Below are 21,711 nucleotides of genomic sequence, written 5' to 3'. Positions count from 1 at the left end.
CATGAGTTACCTGACAGATAAAATATTAACTCGTTAAATGAGTGGTTATTCTCAATAGATTCTTAAATGAAGGGAGATTATGTGGGTTTTGTCTTATGGCGACGACAACGTTCAGAGCAATAAATCACCTCTTCCCAACAACGTTGCCATTTTTTACGCCATGAGAATGGTTTGAGGCAAACGGGACATGTCTTGGTGGGAAGATGTTGTTTCTTGTGCATGACCGCTTCCTTGCCGATGAATCAATTAACCTATTCGTTAACGAGAGATTCCCTATTACGCTCGTCCCTCGCTTGAGGGAATCACGTCGTATTCTAATCGTTCCTGACTCTAAGGAGTGGCGACGGTGTGGTTGCTAACAGCACCGACTCCGTCATCCTAGAGAAGGAGGAACGACTAAGTCGGGGATCCGCTTCATCGAAACGGATTCGGCTTTATCTGAACTGACTCTGCTCAATTCAACAAGCCCGCTTAATCCAGTTAAGCAATAACCTTGTATTGCTTCTCCATCTCACTTACACCAAGGCCTGAATGTTTCGTCACTTTAAGCTGAACTGGCACACGCTCTTTCAGTGCTTCAACGTGGCTGATTACGCCGATCATCTTGCCTGACGCATTCAGATTATCGAGCGCGTTAAGTGCAATATCCAATGTATCGCTGTCTAGCGTGCCGAAACCTTCATCCAAGAACAGTGAATCAATACTGGTTTTATGACTCACAAGATCAGATAGCGCGAGTGCCAATGCCAAGCTCACCAAGAAGCTTTCGCCACCTGACAAGGTCTTAGTATCACGCATCACATCGCCCTGCCATGTATCCAACACTTGCAGTTCTAACCCATCATCGGCTTTACGTTTTAGCTCGTAACGACCGTGTAGACGTTGCAATTGTTTGTTGGCCAAGTACACCAAGTTCTCTAACGTTAACCCTTGAGCAAACTTACGAAACTTGTCGCCGTTCTTAGAGCCGATAAGTGAGTTCAGACGTGATATGTCATCAAACTCGACTTGTTGCTCGTCGATTTGCTTGAACAGATCTTGCTGATTAGTACGGTTCTGACTATCCGTTTCAAGATTGGCAGAAATCGCGCCGATCTTTGTCGCATGGCTTTGTTGTGCGTTTTGGCACTCAGTTGTCGCTTCTTCAACTTGCTGCTGATCTTGCTCTTGCCATGCTTTAGCGTTGGTGTATTTTTGTAGCTCCACTTGCGTCGCTTTGGCGGTGTTCAACCTAGCTTGCGCACTGACAATCGCTTCGTCCAACGACTTCTTCAGGTTTTGAAGTTGAGTTCTAACCTCTTCGTCTAACAACGCCGCTTCAAAATCAGACTCAACTTCGAATGGGCTCGTTTTCAGTGCTTGTAACCAAGCATTCAACGCTTGTGTATGACTTGACTGCTTGCTGATCAACTCTCCAGAGAAGCTGGTGTGTTTGGTTTGCTCAGTTCGATGCTCCAGTTCACAGCGGTTAAGCACCAACTGCTCGGCATCAAATGCACTAACCGCTTCAGTGACTTTGTGCTTCATCGCATCGCTGGTGGCTTGAATGTCTTTGTCGCCAAACAACTCTGTTCTTTCAGCCGTTACACGAGTCAGTTCTAACACTAGAGACTCACTTTCTTGCGTCAGTGTCGCGAGCTCTTTCTCAGCGCTACTTAGCTTGTCATCTAAGGTTTTCAATTCGGCATTTTGAGTGATCAGTTGCTTCTCAATATCGGCCTGTTGCTGTTTGGTTTGCTGCCATGCGCTTGATGCTTGCAATTTCGCAGTAAACCAATCATCAATATGTTCAAGTTCAGGCGCTTCAATAGCCGTTTGAACAATGCTCTCTTTCAGAGCGTTCCATTGCTGTTCTTTCGCTTGAGCAATCTGAGCCACTTGTTCATTTGTACTGTGGTTTTGCTTATTCAAATCAGCGAAGCGTTGCTCGGCCAACTCGAGATTAGATAGCGCTTTGTCAGCCATAACGCTCACTGATAAGCGTTGTTTTTCAGCTTCAGCATAGTGTGCTTTGGCATCACCCAACGCTTTGAGTTGCTGCGAGAACTGACTTAGTTGAAGTTCACACTGCTGAGCAAAGGTCGCGACTGTAGCTTCATTGCCTAAATCGTTTACCGTTAGCAGTGCTAGCTCTGGAGCCGTGCCAACGAAATCCAATAAGCTCTGTTGAAGCTTGCCGACAACGCCTTGCCAATTCAGTTGAGCTTGTTGAATATCCGCTTGCGCTCGCTGAACGTCATCGTTAAGCGCCGCAATCATAGGGGCAAGTGAATCCAACTGCTGACGATGCTCTTGACCTTCTTTCTTGATGGTCGATAACTCTAGGTTTTCCCGATCTTTTTGTGCAACCAGATTTGCAATGTCTTGCGACTGCTCAATCGAATGGTCTGTTGAACCACACAGTGGGCACTCAGTTCCAGACTCCAGAGCTGCGCGGTATTTTGCCAATTCGCCTTCTTGGTCAATCAATCGCGTTAATCGCTCAAGAGAGGTCTCTTTCTCTTTATATCGCTCCACCAACACTTCACGTTCTTTCGAAAGCTTGTCGACCAACTGAGTGTTAGTTTGATGCGTTTGAGTTTTAGCGTGCAACTGTTGCTGGGCATTTAGGAAACCACGATTGATCTCAAGTAATGAGTGCGTATTGCGATTCCAAAACTCAAACAGATCTTTTTGCGCATTCAACACTTGTTCACTGGTGTTGCCTTGCAATGCTTCCCACTGTTGCTTAGCACTACCCTCTAACACAACCAATTCAGCTAATGCTTGGTCTTGCGATGCTTTAGCTTCTTGAGCTGACTTGATAATTGATTGCTGTGCATCAACCGCAGACAAAGCTTGCTTCGCTGAGTTCAACTGTTCTGAATGCTGACGCTCTAGAGTACGAACTTGCTCTACCTTTGCTTGCCATTGACCTAGGTGTTTTTCCAGATGTTGGTCAGCTTGATGTGTATTTAGGTACTCAGTACTGAGTTGATCTTGTTGCTTTAGTGCATCTATTTTTTGGACTAAAACAATCTGTTGATTGCGCTGCTGCGTGTCTTGCTCGTTTAGCGTATTCGCTGCATTAACGGCCGCAGTTTGCTTATCTTTGAGTACGGTAATCTGGTTATCTAGCGGACGAACCTGCTCAATGATCTTATCTTGATCTTGTTGCTCGGTTTTTATCCGTTCTACAATTGTACTGCTTTGCGTCAGTTTAGTTTGCGCGTCTTGCTTCTCTGCATCACGAACGGCAAGTAACTTAGTGCTGTTATCTAGGTTAGCTTGAGTGGTATTCACCTCTAGTTCGCAACGCTTTAAATCTTTATGCAACGGTCGCAGTTTTTCAGCTGGTTCGCTATTTGCCAAGCGTGCCAACGATGCTTGGTTATGCTGCAGTTCATCCTGCGCAGTTTTTAAGTCGTGCTCGCTCGTCGCAATCGTGTGTTGCGCTTTGGTCACGTCTTTCCACCAGCTTAAATGGGCTTGCCATTCTTTTAGTTGCTCGGCTAAACGCTTCTGCTCGACTTCTAGCGTTTCACGCTCTGCGGTCAGCGCTTGGATTTGCTCTTCAGACAGTAAACTCACCCCTTCGGCTTTCGCTTTAAGGTGATTGAGCGACTCTTCACTCGACTTAAAATGATCGTAGATACGCTCTGAAATCAGGCTATAAACTTCTGTTCCCGTCAGCTCTTCAAGTAGCTCTGCGCGGTCGTTCGCATTGGCATTTAAGAACGCCGCAAACTCACCCTGAGACAACATGATGGATTTGGTGAAACGAGAGAAATCGAGACCTGTTACCTGCTCGACCAACTTGGTCTTCTTGGTCAGCATGGTTTCTAAGACTTTATCGGTGTCAGCATCGGCAAATTCACAGGTTGGCGTTTGCAATGCGCCATCGTGTTTTCCACGTGCTCGCTTTTGATGGAAGTTAGAGCGGTACGTTTTACCCTGTACTTCAAACTCCAGCTCAGCGAAACACTCACCCGTGCCACGCGTCATTAATTCGTTATTGCCTTTAGCAATGCTCTTTAAGCGTGGCGTGCGGTGGAACAGTGCCAAACAAATCGCATCAAGAATGGTGGTTTTACCTGCCCCTGTCGGGCCAGTAATCGCGAACAGACCATTTTCTGCAAACGGTGATTGGGTAAAATCGAGCTTCCAACGCCCTTTCAAAGAGTTCAGGTTTTCAAATTCTAGGCTTAAAATCTTCATGCTGGTTACTCTTCTACTTTGTTTGGTGTTTGAGCGCTTTCAGACACTTCAACCATCACTTGTTTAAACTTCACCGTCATTCGCTCTAAACGTGCTTTTTCAGAATCGGTTTCAAATTCTTCTAAGGCAATACGCTTGCTAAAAACGTCCATCGGGCTCAATTCTGATAGTGTTTCTGCTGACTCTTGCTCTAATGCTTGATTGCGACGTTCTCTTGCTCTGCGCAATTGAAGCACTTCCACATTCAAACCTTCTGTTAGTGCGCGCATACGTTCTTGAAGATCCGACAAGTAATCTTGCGCTTGCACTTCTATCGATAACCAAACGCTTTGTTCGCTATCTAAGCCTACATATTGATTCAGTTGAGATTCGATTTCACTCAAGTCGCCTTTGATTTCAGCTAGGGGTTGAAACGTTGGAACTGGCAATTGAGAAATGGTTCGCACGCCCTCAACAAACTCAACCACACATACCTGCTTTTGAGATTTAAGTTCATCAAAGCTTAATGGGATTGGTGAACCGCTGTAACGAATGTATTCCCGCTTCGCGACAACTTGTGGGCGGTGGATATGACCAAGTGCAATATAATCGGCATCAGGGAAACCATCAGCGGCGAAACCATCAAGGTTACCGACATAGATGTCGCGTACAGAATCAGACTGCTTAACGCCCATTGCGGTTAAGTGACCCGTTGCGATAATCGGCATGTACTCGCTGTTTTCAAACGTCGCACGTTTTTCTACAGCGGCATCATAAACACTTTGGTAGTATTGTTTGATTGCATCGCCGAGTTGCTTCTGACGCTCAACACCAGTAACACCCGCCTGGCTGGTCAACACATCGCGAGGGCGAATAAAGGGAATGGCACACACCAGCGCTTCTACATCGCCGTTCTTGCCTTTTAGTTCGACAACCTGAGTCACATGATCTTCATTGGTATTAGGAATCACATCTGCGCCCATGTATTTGAGCAGCTGTTGTGTCTCTTTAAGCACAGACACCGAATCGTGATTTCCACCTAACAACACCAATTGGCAGCCGATCTTATTTGAATCGACCACAAACTTGTTATACATCTCACGAGCGTAACTCGGCGGTGTGCTGGTATCAAAAATATCTCCAGCAACAATGATCGCGTCGATGTCGTGTTCTGTTACTTGCTCAAGTAACCATTGTAAAAAACGTTCATGTTCATTCTTACGGCTTTTATTGTAGAAGTTTTGGCCAAGGTGCCAATCGGACGTGTGAAGAATCTTCATTGCTGCTCACTGGAAGTCGGTAATAGCTTTAATTTACCAAAATAGTCGACATAATTCCCTTTTATAAGCTTGTGAAAACCAACTAATTTCAGGCTCCACCAAACTACATAATGAGTGATATTGAAATAGATGCCATGATCACTCCTACAGCAAACTCCAACACCTTCCATGATCTCGGGTTCTTAAACATTGGAGCTAAGAAGCGAGCGCCATAGCCAAGTGAAAAAAAGAACACGAATGAAGCCGATACTGCACCTGCACCAAACAACATTTGATTTGGTTGATATTGTGTAGAGATAGAACCCAGCAATACCACAGTATCCAGATACACATGCGGATTAAGCCAAGTAAACGCTAAACACATGGTAACGGCTTTGGTTAAAGAGTTTTTGGTTTCGACACCGGCTTCTAAGGCATGATTTTCGGTAAATGCTGAGCGAAAGCTCAAGAATGAGTAAACACCCAAAAATATAGCCCCTCCGTAACGAGCAAACTGCTCAACTTGAGGGAACTGCTCAACGATCGCACCAAAGCCCATCACACCAAAGCTGATCAGTAATGCATCTGAAATCGCGCAGACAGCACAAATAGCAAACACATGCTGATTCTTTAAGCCCTGTTTAAGAACGAACGCATTTTGAGAACCGATCGCGAGGATAAGCGAAAGCCCAAGAGTAAAACCTGCAAAATAAGTCGGCATCAAAGGTTAGCCTCTTAACGTAACTCAATACTCATGAAATGACTGTGCGGATCTAACACATAATTAGCAAAAGGTTCACAGTAACCAAAGCCAAATTTTTGATACAAATTACGCGCTGGCTTAAAGTAGTCTTCCGATCCCGTTTCTAGGCTAATACGTCGATATTGGCGAGCGGTTGCCGTATCCAAAACGTGTTGTAATAGCTTGCTTGCGACACCGGACTTTCTTGCAAACTGCGAGGTTCTCATTGACTTCAGTTCAGCGTGTTTCGTATCAAGCTCTTTAATGGCGACACACCCAAGCAGTTGGCTGTCTTTCCAAGCACTGAAAAAGGTAATCTCTGGCGATTTGAGCCCCTCTAGATCCAATGCATGAACGCTTTCTGGTGGCGATGTCGCATACATATCTGCTAAATGCTCTTCGAGTAGCTCAATAACCTCTCCACCCGACAAATCATCAATTTTTATTTCCATAACTCTTTAATTATCCTTAATGATTTTTTTATCCGTTTTAGATACAGTAAAATTACGCTACCCTCAAAAAGTTGCGTACGGCACACTTTAATCACATAGTCTCGTGACGCTTGCCGTGTTAGGTATCTGATAGCTTTGTCGATATACAGCAGTCACAATTTATTTACGACACCACCATTTATTTAAAGCACCTGTTTTTGGTGAGAGGATATGTAGTCAGATCTATATGAGCATCCAACTAGATTTAACCACAGCCACCCCTAAGCAGAATTTCGACTCTGCACAGGGCTATATTACGCTGCAAGACCACCGTGTCATCGATGTCGACGAAAACATTGCAAAAATCTTCGGTTACAGTTGCCGTGAAGTACTTCTCGACAACGTCGATTTTGTCTATTCGTTAATACCCAAAGATTATCACGGCTCTGTCCGTGAACGTTACCTTTCTGCGATTAAAGGCCAACTGGGAAAGGGAAAGCTCTATAAGGATATTCCGGTGAATAACCGCCTTCTCTCGCTGTTTAGCCTTGCTCAAGCGGTCAGAGTCAACGACCGCCCCGCTCTTCGTGTAATGATCATAGATATTACCTCAGTTGTTGCTTCAGAGCGTAAACATCAAGAAAAAGATCGTATGTACCGGACTTTACTCAATAGTTCGAAACAGGGCGTGCTCGTCCACCAAAATTTCAAGCCTCTAATGGTTAATCAAGCCTGGGTTGAAATGCAGGGTGCCAAATCGATAGAAGCAGTGCTTGCCATGGACTCAATCATTTCAATTATTCCGCCGGACAGTCGTATCAATGCCATGAGACGCAGCCAGAGTATTCTTGCCGGTGATACACCAAGCTTCAGTTCTGTGGTTGAAAACCAATGCTTTGATGGGAGTAAAAAACACTTCAACATCTACGACAACATCATTAATTGGGAAGGCGAGAAAGCGATTCAAGTGGTGATAGAAGACGTTTCCGACAAGGTGATATTAGAACAAGAGCTATTGCACCGCGCACTTCACGACGATCTAACACAAGTGTTCAGCCGCAGTGCCATTTACGATTGGTTAAAAAAACCGTTAAAAGAACAAACTGAGATGTCTTGTTTACTGTTGGATATTGATGACTTCAAAAAGATTAATGACCAATTTGGACACAGTGTTGGTGACGATGTGATTCGCACTCTCGCGAATACCATTAAGAAGCACGTCAAAGCCTTGAACGGCGTGGTTGGCCGCTGGGGAGGTGAAGAGTTTATCGTCTTCTTTCCAAAAAACCGAACGACTCATGGAACCATTCTCAACACGGCATACTCACAAGCAAAAATTGTTGGTCAACGTATTTGCGAAGAATTTCGAACCCATCAATTCTTGGGATTTAATCGCACCAAGTTTCAATCAAGCGTCAGTATTGGCATTACCGACAGCTGCATCGTTCGTACCAACAACTCCCTAGATACGTTGATTCGAGTTACAGACGACGCGCTCTATCGTGCTAAATCCAACGGAAAAAATAGAGTCTCAGTAAACCACGAAGGTGCATGTATAGAGTGTCGCTCGTGAAACAATTGCTAAGCATCAAGAAAAGGTCATTTAAGCCTATAAGTTGACCCAAGATTTTCTTGTTATTTTTAAGTTCTAGTTTACTATGCGCCACCCCAATTTTTTCAGCAAATGCTACAGGCAAACATGTCCGCCAACGCACTCTATACCGACCTATCCGGTTACTATGATTTAATGTGTGTCGATATTGACTACCAAGCGCAGAGTGACTGCGTTCGTAGGTTACATCAGATTTTTGGAAATAAAGGAAAAACACACCTCGACCTTGGATGTGGCACTGGACCACACGTTCGCCATCTTATTGATTACGGCTATCAAAGTAGCGGCCTTGATCTGAATAAACCCATGCTCGACATTGCTCAAGTTCGTTGCCCTGAAGCTAACTTTTCAGTACAAAATATGAGTAACTTTGAGGTCTCAGAACCGCTCGATCTTATCACTTGTTTCTTGTATTCCATCCATTACAACGACGGTATTGAGAGACTAAAAGAGTGCATTGCAAGCGTGCACCGAGCTTTGAAATCCGAAGGTGTCTTCTGCTTCAACGTGGTTGATAAAGAGAAGATCAGCAATGACTTGTTTGTTCGACATACAGCCAACAAAGAACATGATGACTTTACCTTTCGCTCAGGTTGGTACTACTCTGGCGAAGGTAGTAAGCAAATGTTAAAGCTAAGTATCGAAAAAACGACTGCGGGTGAAACTCAAGTATGGAATGACGAACACCCTATGGTGGCATTCTCGTTTAAGGAGTTGATCGAGATATTGAAGCCCTATTTTGAGGTTCATATTTTTGAGCACGATTATGACAAGCTGCTGCCTTGGGATACCAAATCAGGTAATGCGCTAATCACATGCGTGAAAATCTAACGGATACTAAAACTTAATCGGTTAAAAAGCACTCTCATAGCTAAGAACGAATAGAACCCATAGCGTAATCAAGTGGTATGGGTTCTTTTGTCTTATGGCAAATAGTAAGCATCTAATAACGAGATAAACTTCACCTTATCAAGCTCGCTAAGTTGATTAATGCCAGCCGCTGCTTTTCTTCCTCCGCCAGTTACAAAGCTAGAGCAAATTTCATCTGCACCTGTTCTATTGGATAGTGGTGCTCTTAGGCTAACAATATAAGATTCGCCATCTTGGTTTTTCGTTAATACTGCTTGTGCTCGGTTTGGATCTTCATTCACGATCTCATTGCCAAATACACCGCTGATACGTCTTGCCCAAGTCTCACCGGGCAGTTCAAACACACGTGCGACTTTACTTTCATAAACAGGCGCAAGGTTTGATAGTTGCTGGCGGTCATTTTGGTAAGCAGCTCGTAGTCGATAAAACACTGAGTCTTTGTCATCCAAAAGATCAAACGGATTCGGATATTGATAAAGGGTTTGGTAGAGCTCAACTGGCGTGAAGTGCAAATCGCTCAATGATGTACCGTAGCCGTTGTAATTAACCAAGGTACCTAGCTCTTCTAAGAACTCAATTTGTGATTGTTCGAATCCATTTTCATCAGCTAACTGTGCGGCCACTACTTTTAAATTATCACCAAAGGCCGCCGCGATTGCCCAAGCTACGTGTGCACCATTTAGCTTCTGGTTAATCAGTAAACTCGTGCAGCTCTCTGCTGCGGTATCAATCAGAGTATCTAAATGCTCAGAGGTTGGCACGTCCCCTGTCCGATGGTGATCGCAATAAAACACATCGATGTTGGCATCTAACAGTGAGTGCAATGCTGGCAGGTTCTTCTCCATCGACACATCAAGAACGGTAACGGAAGAGACATCATTTGAATTGCTCGGCTCTATGATTTGACTCGCGACTCGAGAAACCAACTTAATATCACGCTTTACACCGGTGACGAGCACGCTTTTTCTCGGTTCACTTAATCGCAGTTGTAACAACGCAATGATGCCGTCTGCGTCTCCATTGAATACGTCGTAGTGCATGCTATTCCTCTTCCGTAAGATTTAACGTTTATTTGAAACGCGCCAAAGATCTGGCTCACGTCAATGCGTTCGTTCATCGTTAGTCTGTCATCATTTAAGTTTTATTCCACAGATACTTAAGTCTATTTTGTAATGCCTTATTCTTATTTCTATCGATTCAGGCACTTGCCTATCCTTCAGGCACAAAAAAGGCGCGAATAATTCACGCCTTTGGTTTCTAAGAACTCACGCCTTGGGTTTCAAATAGTTCACGTATTTGGTTTATAGCTTGCTCTAGAAATCTTATGACGTCTTGAACTGCGCTACCGCTTGGTCCATATCGTTCGCTTGCTCGGCAACCTTATCCACTTCAACTAAACAATGCTGCGCCGAAGCGTTATTGTCGTTCGAGATAGTGTTCAACTCAGTTATTGAGTCGCTGACTTGCGCCATTACAGCACCCTGCTCTTCAATCGCTGATGCGATACGCTCAGAGTTACCTTGGATACTTTCCATGTCGCTTAAGATAAGTTGCAGGCTAGCATCAAGCTCTTCCGAATCTTTTAGTGTTAGATGACCTTGCTGATTGCACTCGCCAATCTCGGTCATCGAAGCGTTCATTTGGCTTTGAATTGCCGTCACAACGCTGGTGATTTCAGTGGTAGATTGATGCGTTCGGCTTGCCAATGCACGTACTTCATCAGCAACAACCGCGAAGCCACGGCCTTGTTCACCTGCTCGCGCCGCTTCAATCGCTGCGTTCAATGCCAATAAGTTGGTTTGTTCTGCTATGCCTTGGATGATGTTTACTGCATCACCGATTTGATCCACATGATGATTCAGCGATCTGATCGAATCTTGGCTGCTTGATAGGCGTTCAGACAACTGAGTAATGTTGCTGATCGTATCAACCACCACTTCACGGCCTTTATCGGCATTCACTTTGGCTTGATGAACGCCCTCAGCTGCAACCGATGTACTTTCTGAGATTTCACCGATTGTGAGTACCATCTCTTGCACTGAAGTAGTCATAGTCGAAGTGTGGTCAGCTTGCACTTCAAACTGTTTGATGACCGATTCAAGCTCATCATGCATGTTCGACGTACTTTGTGTCAGTTGCAGTGACTTAGATTGAGACGCCGCGATTAAGCCTTCCAGTTGGTCAAGCAACTGGTTGAAATATTGGCCTAGTGTGCTGAGCTCATCTTTGCCATCAATGTGTGAACGAATTGACACATCGTTAGAATCAACGATATTACGAATCACCGAGAGCAATGACTCAATCTTGCCGATAATAGAGCGGACAATTAACCAGCTGAACAGAATGATCGACACAAGTAACGTGACGCAAAGAATGTTGTTGATCAGCGATAGTTTGTCCATCTCTTGCTGGGTTTCTTGGTCTAATACGGTTGAGAACTCTTTAAATTGAGTCTCGATAGCGTGAGAACCCGAACGAGCCTGCCCAAGTAGACCTTCGTTATGCTTCAAGCCAATCACTCTTTTCTGTTCAACCACTTGGCGAGCTGCGTCTATCAAAGCAGTTGAGCTTCCCGCGTTAGAAGTAATAGACAGAACACTTGGGTCGAACTCGCCCTTTTCAATCAGGTCATTAAATAAGTACAGCTCGATTTTTTGTTCGGCACTGGCGCTAGCGTTTATGTTATCGAGTGCTGAATAAAACTGCCCCAGTAAACCTTTGTCTCGTGCTAACCCATAGACTTCACTGGCTTTTACCAAGTTAACAAAGCTTGTGTAGTAAGTTTCGATATCTTGACGCAAATGTGTACTGTTCGCTAAACCTAACTCATTAAGCACAGCATTGAGCTCAGATTCAGACGCTAAAAACTTGTTGTAGTTTGTATCAAACTTGTCGAGGTATTTCATATCACTACGTAATAAGAAATCCTTTTCGTTACGGCGAAGGTTGAGTAGTCGAACTTCAAGTTCTTTAGTGATTTGTTTGGCTTCGCTCATTTGAGCGGTGGTGTCTGCAAATTGTGATGTGGTAAACAACAATGAAATCATGCCGAAGATGGAGAACATCCCCAGCGAATAGAGCTTTTTCTTTATATTCATATACGTGGCTCGTCTTTACTAAATTAACTATAAGTATCTAATTGATCGCATCAAAGCGTGGATATACGGCTCGTACGATCTGGTTATTGTTATGATTTTTTTATCATTAATGGGCTCGATTTTTGCAACTTTCTTGCTCATCGACAATGACACCACTATTACATTCAAACAAGGAAAAGCCATTGTCATTAACGATAAATTAATCAATAACACAATTTAGCTACATGCACATTAGTTAGAGTATAAAACTGAGAGACAGATATTTGACGGGCCATATATCACCCCAAACCAAGACAGATAGGCATTGGAATTAAAAACTTTTGGTTTTCATTGATCTTAATGATTTTAATGACATTTTTTTGGCTCATATAACCTGCAAGAATTGGACTCCATATTACAAACTTCAACTTGTAGTTTTTAAACAGGAACCCTCTATTGATACTTTCGGACTTAAGTTTAAATGCCGTAATAAAAAATGGACCAACTCTATTCAAGTCGATCCATTTTAGGGTTTATCTGTTATCGTTTCACAACGACTCGTTAAGCATTCAAGTTATTCAGCATTACTGACGTTGTAGCAGTGTAATCTCATCATTCACCCAACCTAATAACTGCTTGGTCGCTTTGGACAAGACTTGGTTCTGTCTCACAATATAGCCAAGACTGGTGCTAGAGAAATTGGTCAATGGCGTAACCTTTGAATTCAGGTGCTGCTTGGTGGATATCGCAAACTCAGGAATGATGGCAACCCCAAATCCCGCTTCTGCCCAGTCAATTTGCGCATCCACACTCCCTACTTCCATTACCCTGTGGTTGGGTAGATTCAAACTTGGTAAACCTTCATCAATGAAGTCACGGGTTCTTGTATCGTGGCCCAGTAGAATCAAAGTGAGTTCTGTATCTACACCGTCTTCATGTACATCACTTTCTGTTGAATGATCAGAGTCTTGCCTATCCAAACCATCACCTAACGCACACCATGAAAGCTCTTGAAGCTTGGTAAAATAGAGAGATTCATTGTGTTGTTCTTTTGCGATAACGAAGCCAATATCCGCTTGAGCATTTTTAACTAAACTCGATGCCTGAGATGACGTGGTATTCAACAATGTTAAGTCGATACCCGGGTACTCCGCTTTAAACTTCTGGAACGGTCGAATCAACAAGAACCGGGAAATGATGTCACTCACAGCAATGGTTAACGTCCCTATTTTAAGGTCGTTAATCGCATTGAGATCGGCCTGACAAATCTGCAGTTCGAGCAACGTTCTTTGGCTCGTTTCCAATAACCTTTCGCCCGCCTGAGTCAATTGAAATGGGCTTCGCTCTATTAACTTGATACGTGTAAGTTGTTCTAACTGCTTTAGATGCAAACTCACGTTCGGTTGCGTCATATGAAGCGCATTGGCCGCTTTCCCAAAATGCTTGTACTCCGCAAGCGTCACAAACGTCTTCAACAAATTTATATCGAGCATCATGTCCCCTCTCTCATGTCACTTCCAACTGTAATGAGCGACAATCGCGTTACTCTCTACTACGAATTACGCCCACCTCGTCATTTCCTACAGTGAGGGACTACCCCAACCCGTCATTCCCTACAGTGAGGAACGAACGTGATAGGGAATCTCGCTTGTAGGTTAAGACTTTAAAGATATATGAAATACTTATCAAGATAATAAAGATAATTAATTTCTCTTATTTATTTTGCAGGACTAACATGATTTCTCAATCAGTCAGGAGAAAAATTATGCCATCTATTGTTGTTGTAGGCGCAAACTGGGGCGACGAAGGCAAAGGCCGTATCGTTGATTTTTTAGCAGACCAAGCTTCTGCTAGCATTCGCTTTCAAGGCGGAAACAATGCTGGCCATACCGTAGTAAACGACTTCGGTACATTCAAACTACACCAACTACCGAGTGGTATTTTTAATCCTGATTGTACAGCGGTTCTTGGTCCTGGCATGGTGATCAGCCCTGCTGCGCTAACTCAAGAGATCGCAGAAGTACAAGCGGCTGACATCAAAGTGAAGATGGCGATATCAGACCGTGCAACATTGTGTCTACCTTTACACGCGCTTGAAGACACGCTTGAAGAAGAACGTTTAGGCGATGGTGCTTACGGTTCAACACGTCAAGGCATCGCACCAGCGTACGGCGACCGTGTAATGAAGAAAGGCATTCTTGTGGGTTGGTTAAATCAGCCTGAGATTTTAGAGCAGCGCATTCAATTCCTGCTTGATTGGAAGATGCCTCAACTTAAAGCGCTGTACCCACAATGCGACTTCTCTCAGACTGCTTCTGAAATGACAGAATGGCTGCTTGAAGTGACTAAAGCTTGGCGCCCGTTCATTTGCAACGTAACTGAGCCGCTTAAAGCACTGCAATCGCAAGATGCGAACTTACTGTTCGAAGCTCAATTAGGCGCAGGTCGTGACCTTGTTTACGGTGAATACCCTTGGACAACTTCTTCAAATGTAACCGCCGCATACGCGGGTATCGGTAGTGGCTTACCTGCCCTGCGCCCTGAACGAGTAATTGCCGTTGCTAAAGCATTCAGCTCATCAGTAGGTACTGGCACGCTAGTGACTGCAATGGAAGAACAAGACAGCTTCCGCGAAAGCTCTAACGAATACGGTGCAACAACAGGTCGCCCACGTGATATGGGTTACTTTGATGCGGTAGCAACTCGTAATGGCGTTGACCTACAAGCAGCAACAGAAATCGCACTGACTAAGATTGATTGCCTGTCTGGTTTATCTGAACTTAAGATTTGTACGGCTTACTCAGGTGAGCACACTGAAAACCCAATTTGGCCACAAACGGCTGAACTAAAACCTATATATGAAGATATGGCAGGTTGGGATGAAGACATCACTGGCTGCCGTACGTTTGAGAACCTTCCTCAAGCGGCACAAGATTACGTGACTCGCATCGAAGAACTAATGGGCGTGCCAATTGTGATGGTGTCAGTAGGCCCAGAGCGTGAGCAAATGATCATTCGAGGTTAGAGCGATATTCGAGTATTTCAGCTAAAGCGGTTGTTTTGGCTGAAATACTCATTGATAAAAATCAAATATCATCAAATTTAATGCGACTACACATTCTTCTTATAATTCTCAGCCTGCTCTAGCACGCCTTTGTAAACATCATCATTGGCTACTGGTGGGAAGCCGTATTTGTGTAGCAGTAAGATTAAATCCACTTTCAACTTGGCTTTGATATCATCGCGCCCTGCCCAATCTGGATATTGGGCGACATTGTCTACGGTAGTTTTCATCTCCTTCGCCAGTTCGAGCATCTTGTCATCGTCGTAAGTGAAATCGTACTTCTTGCGCATGTGGTTCAAGATATCGAGGAACGCTTTCTCTTCTAGGTCGATGCCTAGGTCTTCAAACGAGCCCATTTCTTTCACGATATCAAAGATAATGTCCGTCATTTCTTGAGAAAAGGTATCGAACTCCTCACCATTCAACACATCATTTTCACGACGTTCGTTATACTGCTCCACCAGCGATTGGAAGCGCTTAGAGAAGTTCATCCCTTGTAGCTGGTTGACCTTCTTGAAATCGCTTATCGCCTTCTCTAGTAGCTTCTGAAGTAGCTGAATTTTGGTGTTAGGCAGCTTAATCTTGTTGATGCGAGCTAAGTAATCTTCGTCAAAAATATCGATAGCTTCGGCGTGCTCATCACCAATGGTAAAGATCTCTTCTACTCCATCGGCACGAAGTGCTTCTGCCACTAACTCACGAACGCGCTTATTCATTTGTGCCGTGTCTGGTGCATCACCTTTGGTTAGCTTAAAAATGATAGAGCGTACTGCGATATAGAAGTGAATTTGGTCGCGATCTTGCTGAGATAACAATTCACTACCACAACAAACATCATAAGCCGCCTTCATACGGCCGACTAAAGCCATGAATCGGGTTTCGCCTTTCTTGGTTTGAAGAATGTATTCTGCCGACTGATTAAGGCACTCTAGCTGCTTACACGGCTCTCCTGTGTAATAACCGGACGTATCGAACTTGTGGAACATCTGTCTTAATAGATCGAGGTTGTTCTTCACCTCAATGACAGAAAAACGAATATCTTCAAAGTTAGTCTCATCAGCCTTTGAATACATCGCTAAGGCTTGATTCATTCGCGACTTGATACCAATGTAATCGACAACCAGCCCTTTTGCCTTGCCTTCAAACTTACGGTTAACACGTGAGATGGTTTGAATCAGGTTGTGTTTCTGCAACGGCTTATCGATGTAGATAGTATCCAATTCAGGAACGTCAAAACCTGTTAGCCACATATCGACCACTATAGCTATTTTGAAATTCGACTTAGGACTCTTAAACTGCTGGTCGAGCGATTTTCGATATTCCTTTGTCCCTAGCAGGCTGTACTGATCAGGGTCATCGTCTTTACCGCGCGTCATCACCATTTGCACCATCGCAAGCGGCTTTAACTCTTCTTTGTCTTTTTCAGTCAGCTCCGCCCCTTCAGAAAGAGCACCATCAATCGATAGCTTTTCCTCGAACCATTCTGGCTTTAAGATTTTGACTTGCTTATAAAAATCAAACGCAATTTCACGACTCGCACAGACAAACATCGCCTTGCCCTTGATCGTGGAACCTTCTTTAACTCGCCCTTCATAATGTTCAACAAAGTCTTTCGCCAAAGCTTCAACACGGTCAGGGTCGCCAAGAATCGCGTTCATATTGGCAGAAGCTTTCTTGCTCTCTTCTATCTGATGTTCATTAGTGCCCGCTTCTGCGCACGCTTGGTAGTATTTCTCTACCTCTTCAAGCTTACTGTTATCAAGAATGACTTTGGCTGCTCGGCCTTCATAAACAATACGAACCGTAATTTCATCATTAACAGATTCTGTCATGGTGTAGCTGTCTACTGCATCACCGAATACATCAAGGGTGGCATCAATCGGTGTTCCGGTGAAACCAACGTAAGTCGCGCTTGGTAGAGAGTCGTGCAGATACTTAGCAAAGCCGTATGTCTCTTTCACATCGACGGCTACACCATCTTGATATTTGATCACCACTTTCTTATCGAGGTTGACCTGTGAACGGTGCGCTTCATCGGAAATACAGATGATATTAGTACGCTCTGAAAGCAATTCGATGTCTTCGGTGAACTTGTGGATGGTAGTCAGGAACACACCACCACTCTTGATGCCTTGTAGCTTGTCTCTTAAATCTTGACGGCTTTTAACTGGCACCACCATCTCATCACCAATGTAATCAGAAGCATTACAGAACTGTTTAGAAAGCTGGTCATCAAGATCGTTGCGGTCTGTAATAAGCACAATGGTCGGGCTTTCAAAATCGATGCTTTTCATCAATAGGCGAGATAGAAACTGCATGGTAAAGCTCTTACCACACCCTGTTGCACCAAAGTAAGTACCGCCTTTACCACTACCGTATGGCTTACGTTCTTTGTCGATGTTGTAGTAAAGCTTACGCGCTGCGTAGTACTGCGGGTAACGACAACAGACTTTTATCTCTTTCTTAGAGGTATCAGGGAAGAAGACAAAGTTCTTCACTACATCAAGTAATCGAGTTTGGTTAAACAACCCGGCAATCATGGTGTAGAGGGAATTAATACCCTCTTTTTCGGTAGACTCGTTACCCGTTACTTTGCGCCATGCGTAGAAGAACTCATACGGCGCAAACAGGTTGCCCATTTTGTTGTTCACACCATCACTGATGATACATATTGCGTTGTAGACGAACAGCTTAGGAATATCACGGCGATAACGAATGCAGATTTGCTTCCAAGCATCAAAGATGGTCGCGTCTTTCTCTCGCACAGCACTTTTGAATTCAAACACCACCAGCGGCAAGCCGTTCACATAAAGGATGCCATCAGGGATTCGAACTTGTTCATCGACACCTTCAATCTCTAGCTGGTTAACGATTTTATAGATATTGGTGTCAGTCGCTTTTAACCGATTTGTTTCTAGGTACGTAACCTTACCTTCAGCAACTTCTCTATCAGTATTATCAGGTTTAGATTTATTCTCTAGCAACGGCACAAACATCAAGCGTAAGGCTTGTGCCAAATGTCTTGTATCGATTAACTCAATATAGAGGTCTTTCTTTGAGCGGTCTTCACGCTTAAACAAGAAGCCATTGGTTAGCCATTGGCAGAAGGTTTTATTGCTATGGTACAAATCACTGGCAGGCAACGTTGAGATCATACGGACAATGGTGTCGATTTCGATCTCGGTGATACCATCGCCTCGGTACTGTTTGGCAAGGTAGCTGCGTAAGTCATCTAAGATGAGTACTTGTTCTTTGTCTTCACGCGCTATTTGTTCACCCACTGCGTGTGGGTAGCCTTGCTCACCCAATAGCTCAATAATGGCCTGTTCGAGTTTGGCTTCAGTAAATTTTAAGCTCATCGCCTTTTCCTACTGCTGTTTGACGTTGTTTATTATTTTCTAGATTGAGTTATTTGAATTTTATTTTGGTGCAAATCGGTTTTGTTCTGTCATCTGAGGTGTCTTTGATTCGTCACCTCAGATTTGCTTAATCTCATTAACTGAGAATTCCACCATCGTCATTTCTGTGGAATTAGATATATTTTGAATAATATTGCTGAATTAGAGCTAGCATATTGCGTTTACGCTTGTACGTGATGGCAAGCTCTGCGACCTGACGATAAAATTTCGCTAACTGAATAGGATGCGCTTTCAGCATATTTTCTAAACGCTTAAGTAGCTCTATCGCTTGATCGTAAGCCGAATTTTTGGTCTCTTCGATATAAAATGAGACTGCTCGCAGGTAATAATCCAGCGTATTTCCAGGTTTATCATCAACGATATGGTCAGCAAGCGAAACAAGCCCTTGTATCGATATTTTATGTTCGGCAACCCATTCGCACGCTTTGTCTAATTGCTGATTATCAATATAGAACAGCACCAAGGCATCCGTACGTTCAGAAACTAGGTTGTAACAATCTGGTTGTTGATAGGCGTTGATAAATAGCTGCTCGATACGCCAAATAAACTCAACATCATCAATTTGGTAATTGGCTTTAAACTTCGCTAGCTGTTGATAATATTGAAAGCTTGGTGATTGCTCTAATATACGGTTGGCTAATATCCATGCAGAATGGATTTCACCTAGTTCAACATAAAGACGGAACTGAGCTTGTTCACACGCACGAAGTTCATAATCGCTCGCCATTTTTTTCGCCTTAGCTAGCCAGAACTCAGCTTCTAATGGCTCTTTCTCGTCGAGAAAAATATCAACAATTTCAAGGTGGTTTCCACACGTTCGTGCTATTTTTTGCTTAATTTCCACCACTTCACGCCAACTTGAGCTGTGTTTCATTAACGGAGCGGCCCATGCGCGTAAGTTCCAGCCACTCTCATCTTGCGAAGCTTTATCTATCGCTTGGCGGCATAAGGTTAGAAAGTGAGTGTTAGATTTCCAAACCGATTCAAAATTTTCTTCAATCGCAGGGAATACATCAAACTCGTTATGGGTTAAGCGCTTAAACATCCACTGCGCTTTCTCTTGCTCACTCCAATTTAGATTTGCTAGCGTTTTTGGCATGTGTTCGTTAATCATGCTTTCAATGCCATAACGATCGCCATTGGAGTCATCAATTTGCTCTAGTACCTTATTCAACCGTTCAGTAAGGTAGTTAATTAATTTCCACTGCTGCTCAACGTTAAGGCTTTGCATTGATTCAGTGACCATGCTCAATTGAATTTCTGCTGAGTTGAAATAGCCATAACTTTCTCGCCAATCCCATAGCTGTTCACGTGGTAAGGCTTGAGTGACCAACTTTTTCAGCTCGCCATACGCGGCTGGCTTTTCGCGTATTTCAATTTTAGTCAGCAGTGCATTCCATACATACTCATCTTCTTCTAGGTATCCGAGTAGCATCTCTAACATGGCTTCTTCATCAAGGCTTTGAAGATACTTTTTTATGGTTTCTCGTTCAGTGTTTTGGTTTAACGATTGCTCTTGATCTTGAAGGCAAAGGGCAACCGCCACGCCATGTTTACACAGCATTTGATATTGCGCCGCAGGGCAAGTGCAAGTGCCAGTGAGCTCGCCCGTGAAATCGAGACTCACTTGATAATTGTGACTGCCTTTTACCTGAGCGGTCGCGGTGTTACCCATTAGGTTAAGCTTGCGCACTGCATCACAACGCGAAAGCAGGATGCCTTTTTGCAAAGTGCTTGTTTCACACAATGCAGTAAGTTCAGAAATGTTTATTTCACGAGTATTAGTTGCGTTCATTGTATTGTGCCTCCACCTGCGCTTTAACTTGTCCTATTTCAGTTTAATCTAATTCCCGCCTTCGTCATCTCAGAACCGAGGGACGAGGTGTCTGAGATCTCGCTTTTCACCACCACCAAAAACGAGATTCCTGATAAGTTCGTTCCTCACTTTCTGGAATGACGAAAGGTTACTCCACGATTGCTTTCACTTCTTTTACTTGCACATTTTCTAAGTCGATTTCGCCGGAAAGCAATTTAGGTAGAAGCGTGTCACGCAAAGACTCCAAGCTTGCATTTTGTGCATTATTGGAATCAACCTTTGACTGGAAAGACTGCATCATTTCTTCAAACTTTTTGAGTACAGGCTCACTAGGCGTAATCACATCGAGACGATATGCATTGTTTCGATTCAAACCCGGCACGGCAGCGTCCGTGTTCATGTCTTTCAACCCAAGATTTTGCACTACTAAGTGACAGTATTTCAGTGAATAACCTGTTTTCGGTTTAACGTAGAAGACTGTATCAATTGGGTAAAATGCTTTTGGTTCCCAGTACACCGAACCAACAGTACCTTTACGGCCAACAATGATTCCGGGACCTTCAATGAGGCTTTGATTATGGTATCCCGTTAGTCCTCCTGAACCATATACTGGAACATCGCCAGCAACGCGATCAGTTTTCTTAAGAGCTTTACCGTAGGCTAATTCAAGTACCTCTTTGAGCTGCTTAGGTTCCCAACCCTCTGGAATCAAACCTAACTCAGACTCAACGAGCTTTTCTGGGAAAAGCGAGGCAACTTCTTTTGAAAGAAAAGGCGCATCCATCCCTTTTGGCTGTGCACCATTCATTTTGGCTTTGACTGGGTCAAAATCGACAAACCAAGATTTGAAAAGCGTTTGTGCCATTTGCTCTAGGGTTTGGTTGATTCGATGATTGAGTCTGCCTTTGTCCCTGAGACTGTTGAGAACACAATTTAGCTTTAATCGTTCCTCAAGTGGGGGAATTGGAATTTCAATCTTATCTAAGTTAGCTTTGTTAAGTTTTGGCTGAACAGCGCCAGTGATGTAAGCACCGAGATTAAGAACAGAAAAGTAATACTCTAGATAATCAAGAATGCCGTCTTCTTTTTCTGAAAAAATATGGGCATGATTATTAACCCAAAACTTCCCTTTAGCCTGAAAAGCTATTGGCGTATTTCGTGTTCTTAAATTCTCACCATCTTCAGAAATCACTTAACAACCACCTACTAAAGTAGGTGGGTTAGTATTACGGACTGAAAGTCCGG

General features: G+C 43.7%; 14 protein-coding genes. 3 read left to right on the top strand and 11 right to left on the bottom strand.

Features of this window, described 5'->3' with window-relative positions; all coding sequences use genetic code 11:
- Window positions 1–77: 77 nt before the first annotated feature.
- The 5 genes from ED652_RS11860 to ED652_RS11840 form a co-directional block, all read right to left on the bottom strand.
- Window positions 78–221 (bottom strand): DUF2256 domain-containing protein, encoded by a 144-nt coding sequence (locus ED652_RS11860; RefSeq protein WP_102307268.1) that lies wholly within the window; start codon window positions 219–221, stop codon window positions 78–80.
- Between the two features lie 259 nt (window positions 222–480).
- Window positions 481–4,197 carry an AAA family ATPase gene (locus ED652_RS11855; RefSeq protein WP_122054885.1) on the bottom strand — a complete coding sequence of 1,239 codons (3,717 nt, stop codon included), beginning with the start codon at window positions 4,195–4,197 and terminating at the stop codon, window positions 481–483.
- 5 nt (window positions 4,198–4,202) lie between these two features.
- Window positions 4,203–5,456, bottom strand: a complete 1,254-nt coding sequence (gene sbcD, locus ED652_RS11850) for an exonuclease subunit SbcD (RefSeq protein ID WP_122054883.1) — start codon at window positions 5,454–5,456, stop codon at window positions 4,203–4,205.
- A gap of 103 nt (window positions 5,457–5,559) precedes the next feature.
- Entirely contained in the window at window positions 5,560–6,156 is a 597-nt protein-coding gene (locus tag ED652_RS11845; protein WP_122054881.1) for a LysE/ArgO family amino acid transporter, read from the bottom strand.
- A 14-nt stretch (window positions 6,157–6,170) separates the two neighbouring features.
- A complete protein-coding gene (locus ED652_RS11840; RefSeq protein WP_122054880.1) occupies window positions 6,171–6,629 on the bottom strand; it encodes a GNAT family N-acetyltransferase in 459 nt (152 codons plus the stop codon).
- A gap of 226 nt (window positions 6,630–6,855) precedes the next feature.
- Here ED652_RS11840 and ED652_RS11835 point away from each other — a divergent pair, with 226 nt between their 5' ends.
- Complete coding sequence (locus tag ED652_RS11835; protein ID WP_122054878.1) at window positions 6,856–8,181, top strand: sensor domain-containing diguanylate cyclase; 1,326 nt, start codon at window positions 6,856–6,858, stop codon at window positions 8,179–8,181.
- A gap of 126 nt (window positions 8,182–8,307) precedes the next feature.
- On the top strand, window positions 8,308–9,051 hold the full coding sequence (locus ED652_RS11825) for a class I SAM-dependent methyltransferase (protein WP_122054877.1): 744 nt from the start codon (window positions 8,308–8,310) through the stop codon (window positions 9,049–9,051).
- Between the two features lie 92 nt (window positions 9,052–9,143).
- Here the strand turns inward: ED652_RS11825 and ED652_RS11820 are convergent, their stop codons facing one another.
- The 3 genes from ED652_RS11820 to ED652_RS11805 all read right to left on the bottom strand — a co-directional run bounded on the left by ED652_RS11820 (window position 9,144) and on the right by ED652_RS11805 (window position 13,663).
- Window positions 9,144–10,130 (bottom strand): DHH family phosphoesterase, encoded by a 987-nt coding sequence (locus ED652_RS11820; protein ID WP_122054875.1) that lies wholly within the window; start codon window positions 10,128–10,130, stop codon window positions 9,144–9,146.
- Window positions 10,131–10,412: 282 nt separating this feature from the next.
- Window positions 10,413–12,137, bottom strand: coding sequence for a methyl-accepting chemotaxis protein (locus ED652_RS11815; protein ID WP_122054941.1), 1,725 nt, complete (start codon window positions 12,135–12,137; stop codon window positions 10,413–10,415).
- Window positions 12,138–12,751: 614 nt separating this feature from the next.
- Complete coding sequence (locus ED652_RS11805) at window positions 12,752–13,663, bottom strand: LysR family transcriptional regulator (RefSeq protein WP_122054872.1); 912 nt, start codon at window positions 13,661–13,663, stop codon at window positions 12,752–12,754.
- A gap of 269 nt (window positions 13,664–13,932) precedes the next feature.
- Between ED652_RS11805 and ED652_RS11800 the strand changes: the two genes are divergently transcribed.
- Window positions 13,933–15,192 carry an adenylosuccinate synthase gene (locus tag ED652_RS11800; protein ID WP_122054871.1) on the top strand — a complete coding sequence of 420 codons (1,260 nt, stop codon included), beginning with the start codon at window positions 13,933–13,935 and terminating at the stop codon, window positions 15,190–15,192.
- Between the two features lie 86 nt (window positions 15,193–15,278).
- Here ED652_RS11800 and ED652_RS11795 read toward each other — a convergent pair whose 3' ends face one another.
- The 3 genes from ED652_RS11795 to ED652_RS11785 form a co-directional block, all read right to left on the bottom strand.
- Window positions 15,279–18,590 (bottom strand): type I restriction endonuclease subunit R, encoded by a 3,312-nt coding sequence (locus ED652_RS11795; protein WP_122054869.1) that lies wholly within the window; start codon window positions 18,588–18,590, stop codon window positions 15,279–15,281.
- Window positions 18,591–18,762: 172 nt separating this feature from the next.
- The gene (locus ED652_RS11790) at window positions 18,763–20,445 is read right to left on the bottom strand and encodes an SWIM zinc finger domain-containing protein (RefSeq protein ID WP_122054868.1); all 1,683 of its coding nucleotides are present in this window, start codon (window positions 20,443–20,445) and stop codon (window positions 18,763–18,765) included.
- A gap of 169 nt (window positions 20,446–20,614) precedes the next feature.
- A complete protein-coding gene (locus tag ED652_RS11785; RefSeq protein WP_122054866.1) occupies window positions 20,615–21,658 on the bottom strand; it encodes a restriction endonuclease subunit S in 1,044 nt (347 codons plus the stop codon).
- Between the last annotated feature and the right edge of the window lie 53 nt (window positions 21,659–21,711).

This window comes from Vibrio sp. Evd11 (genome assembly GCF_900382755.1).
Classification (GTDB): Bacteria; Pseudomonadota; Gammaproteobacteria; order Enterobacterales; family Vibrionaceae; genus Vibrio; species Vibrio lentus.
The sequence above is the reverse complement of the archived record's forward strand: the minus strand, read 5'-3'. Positions and strand labels throughout refer to the sequence as shown.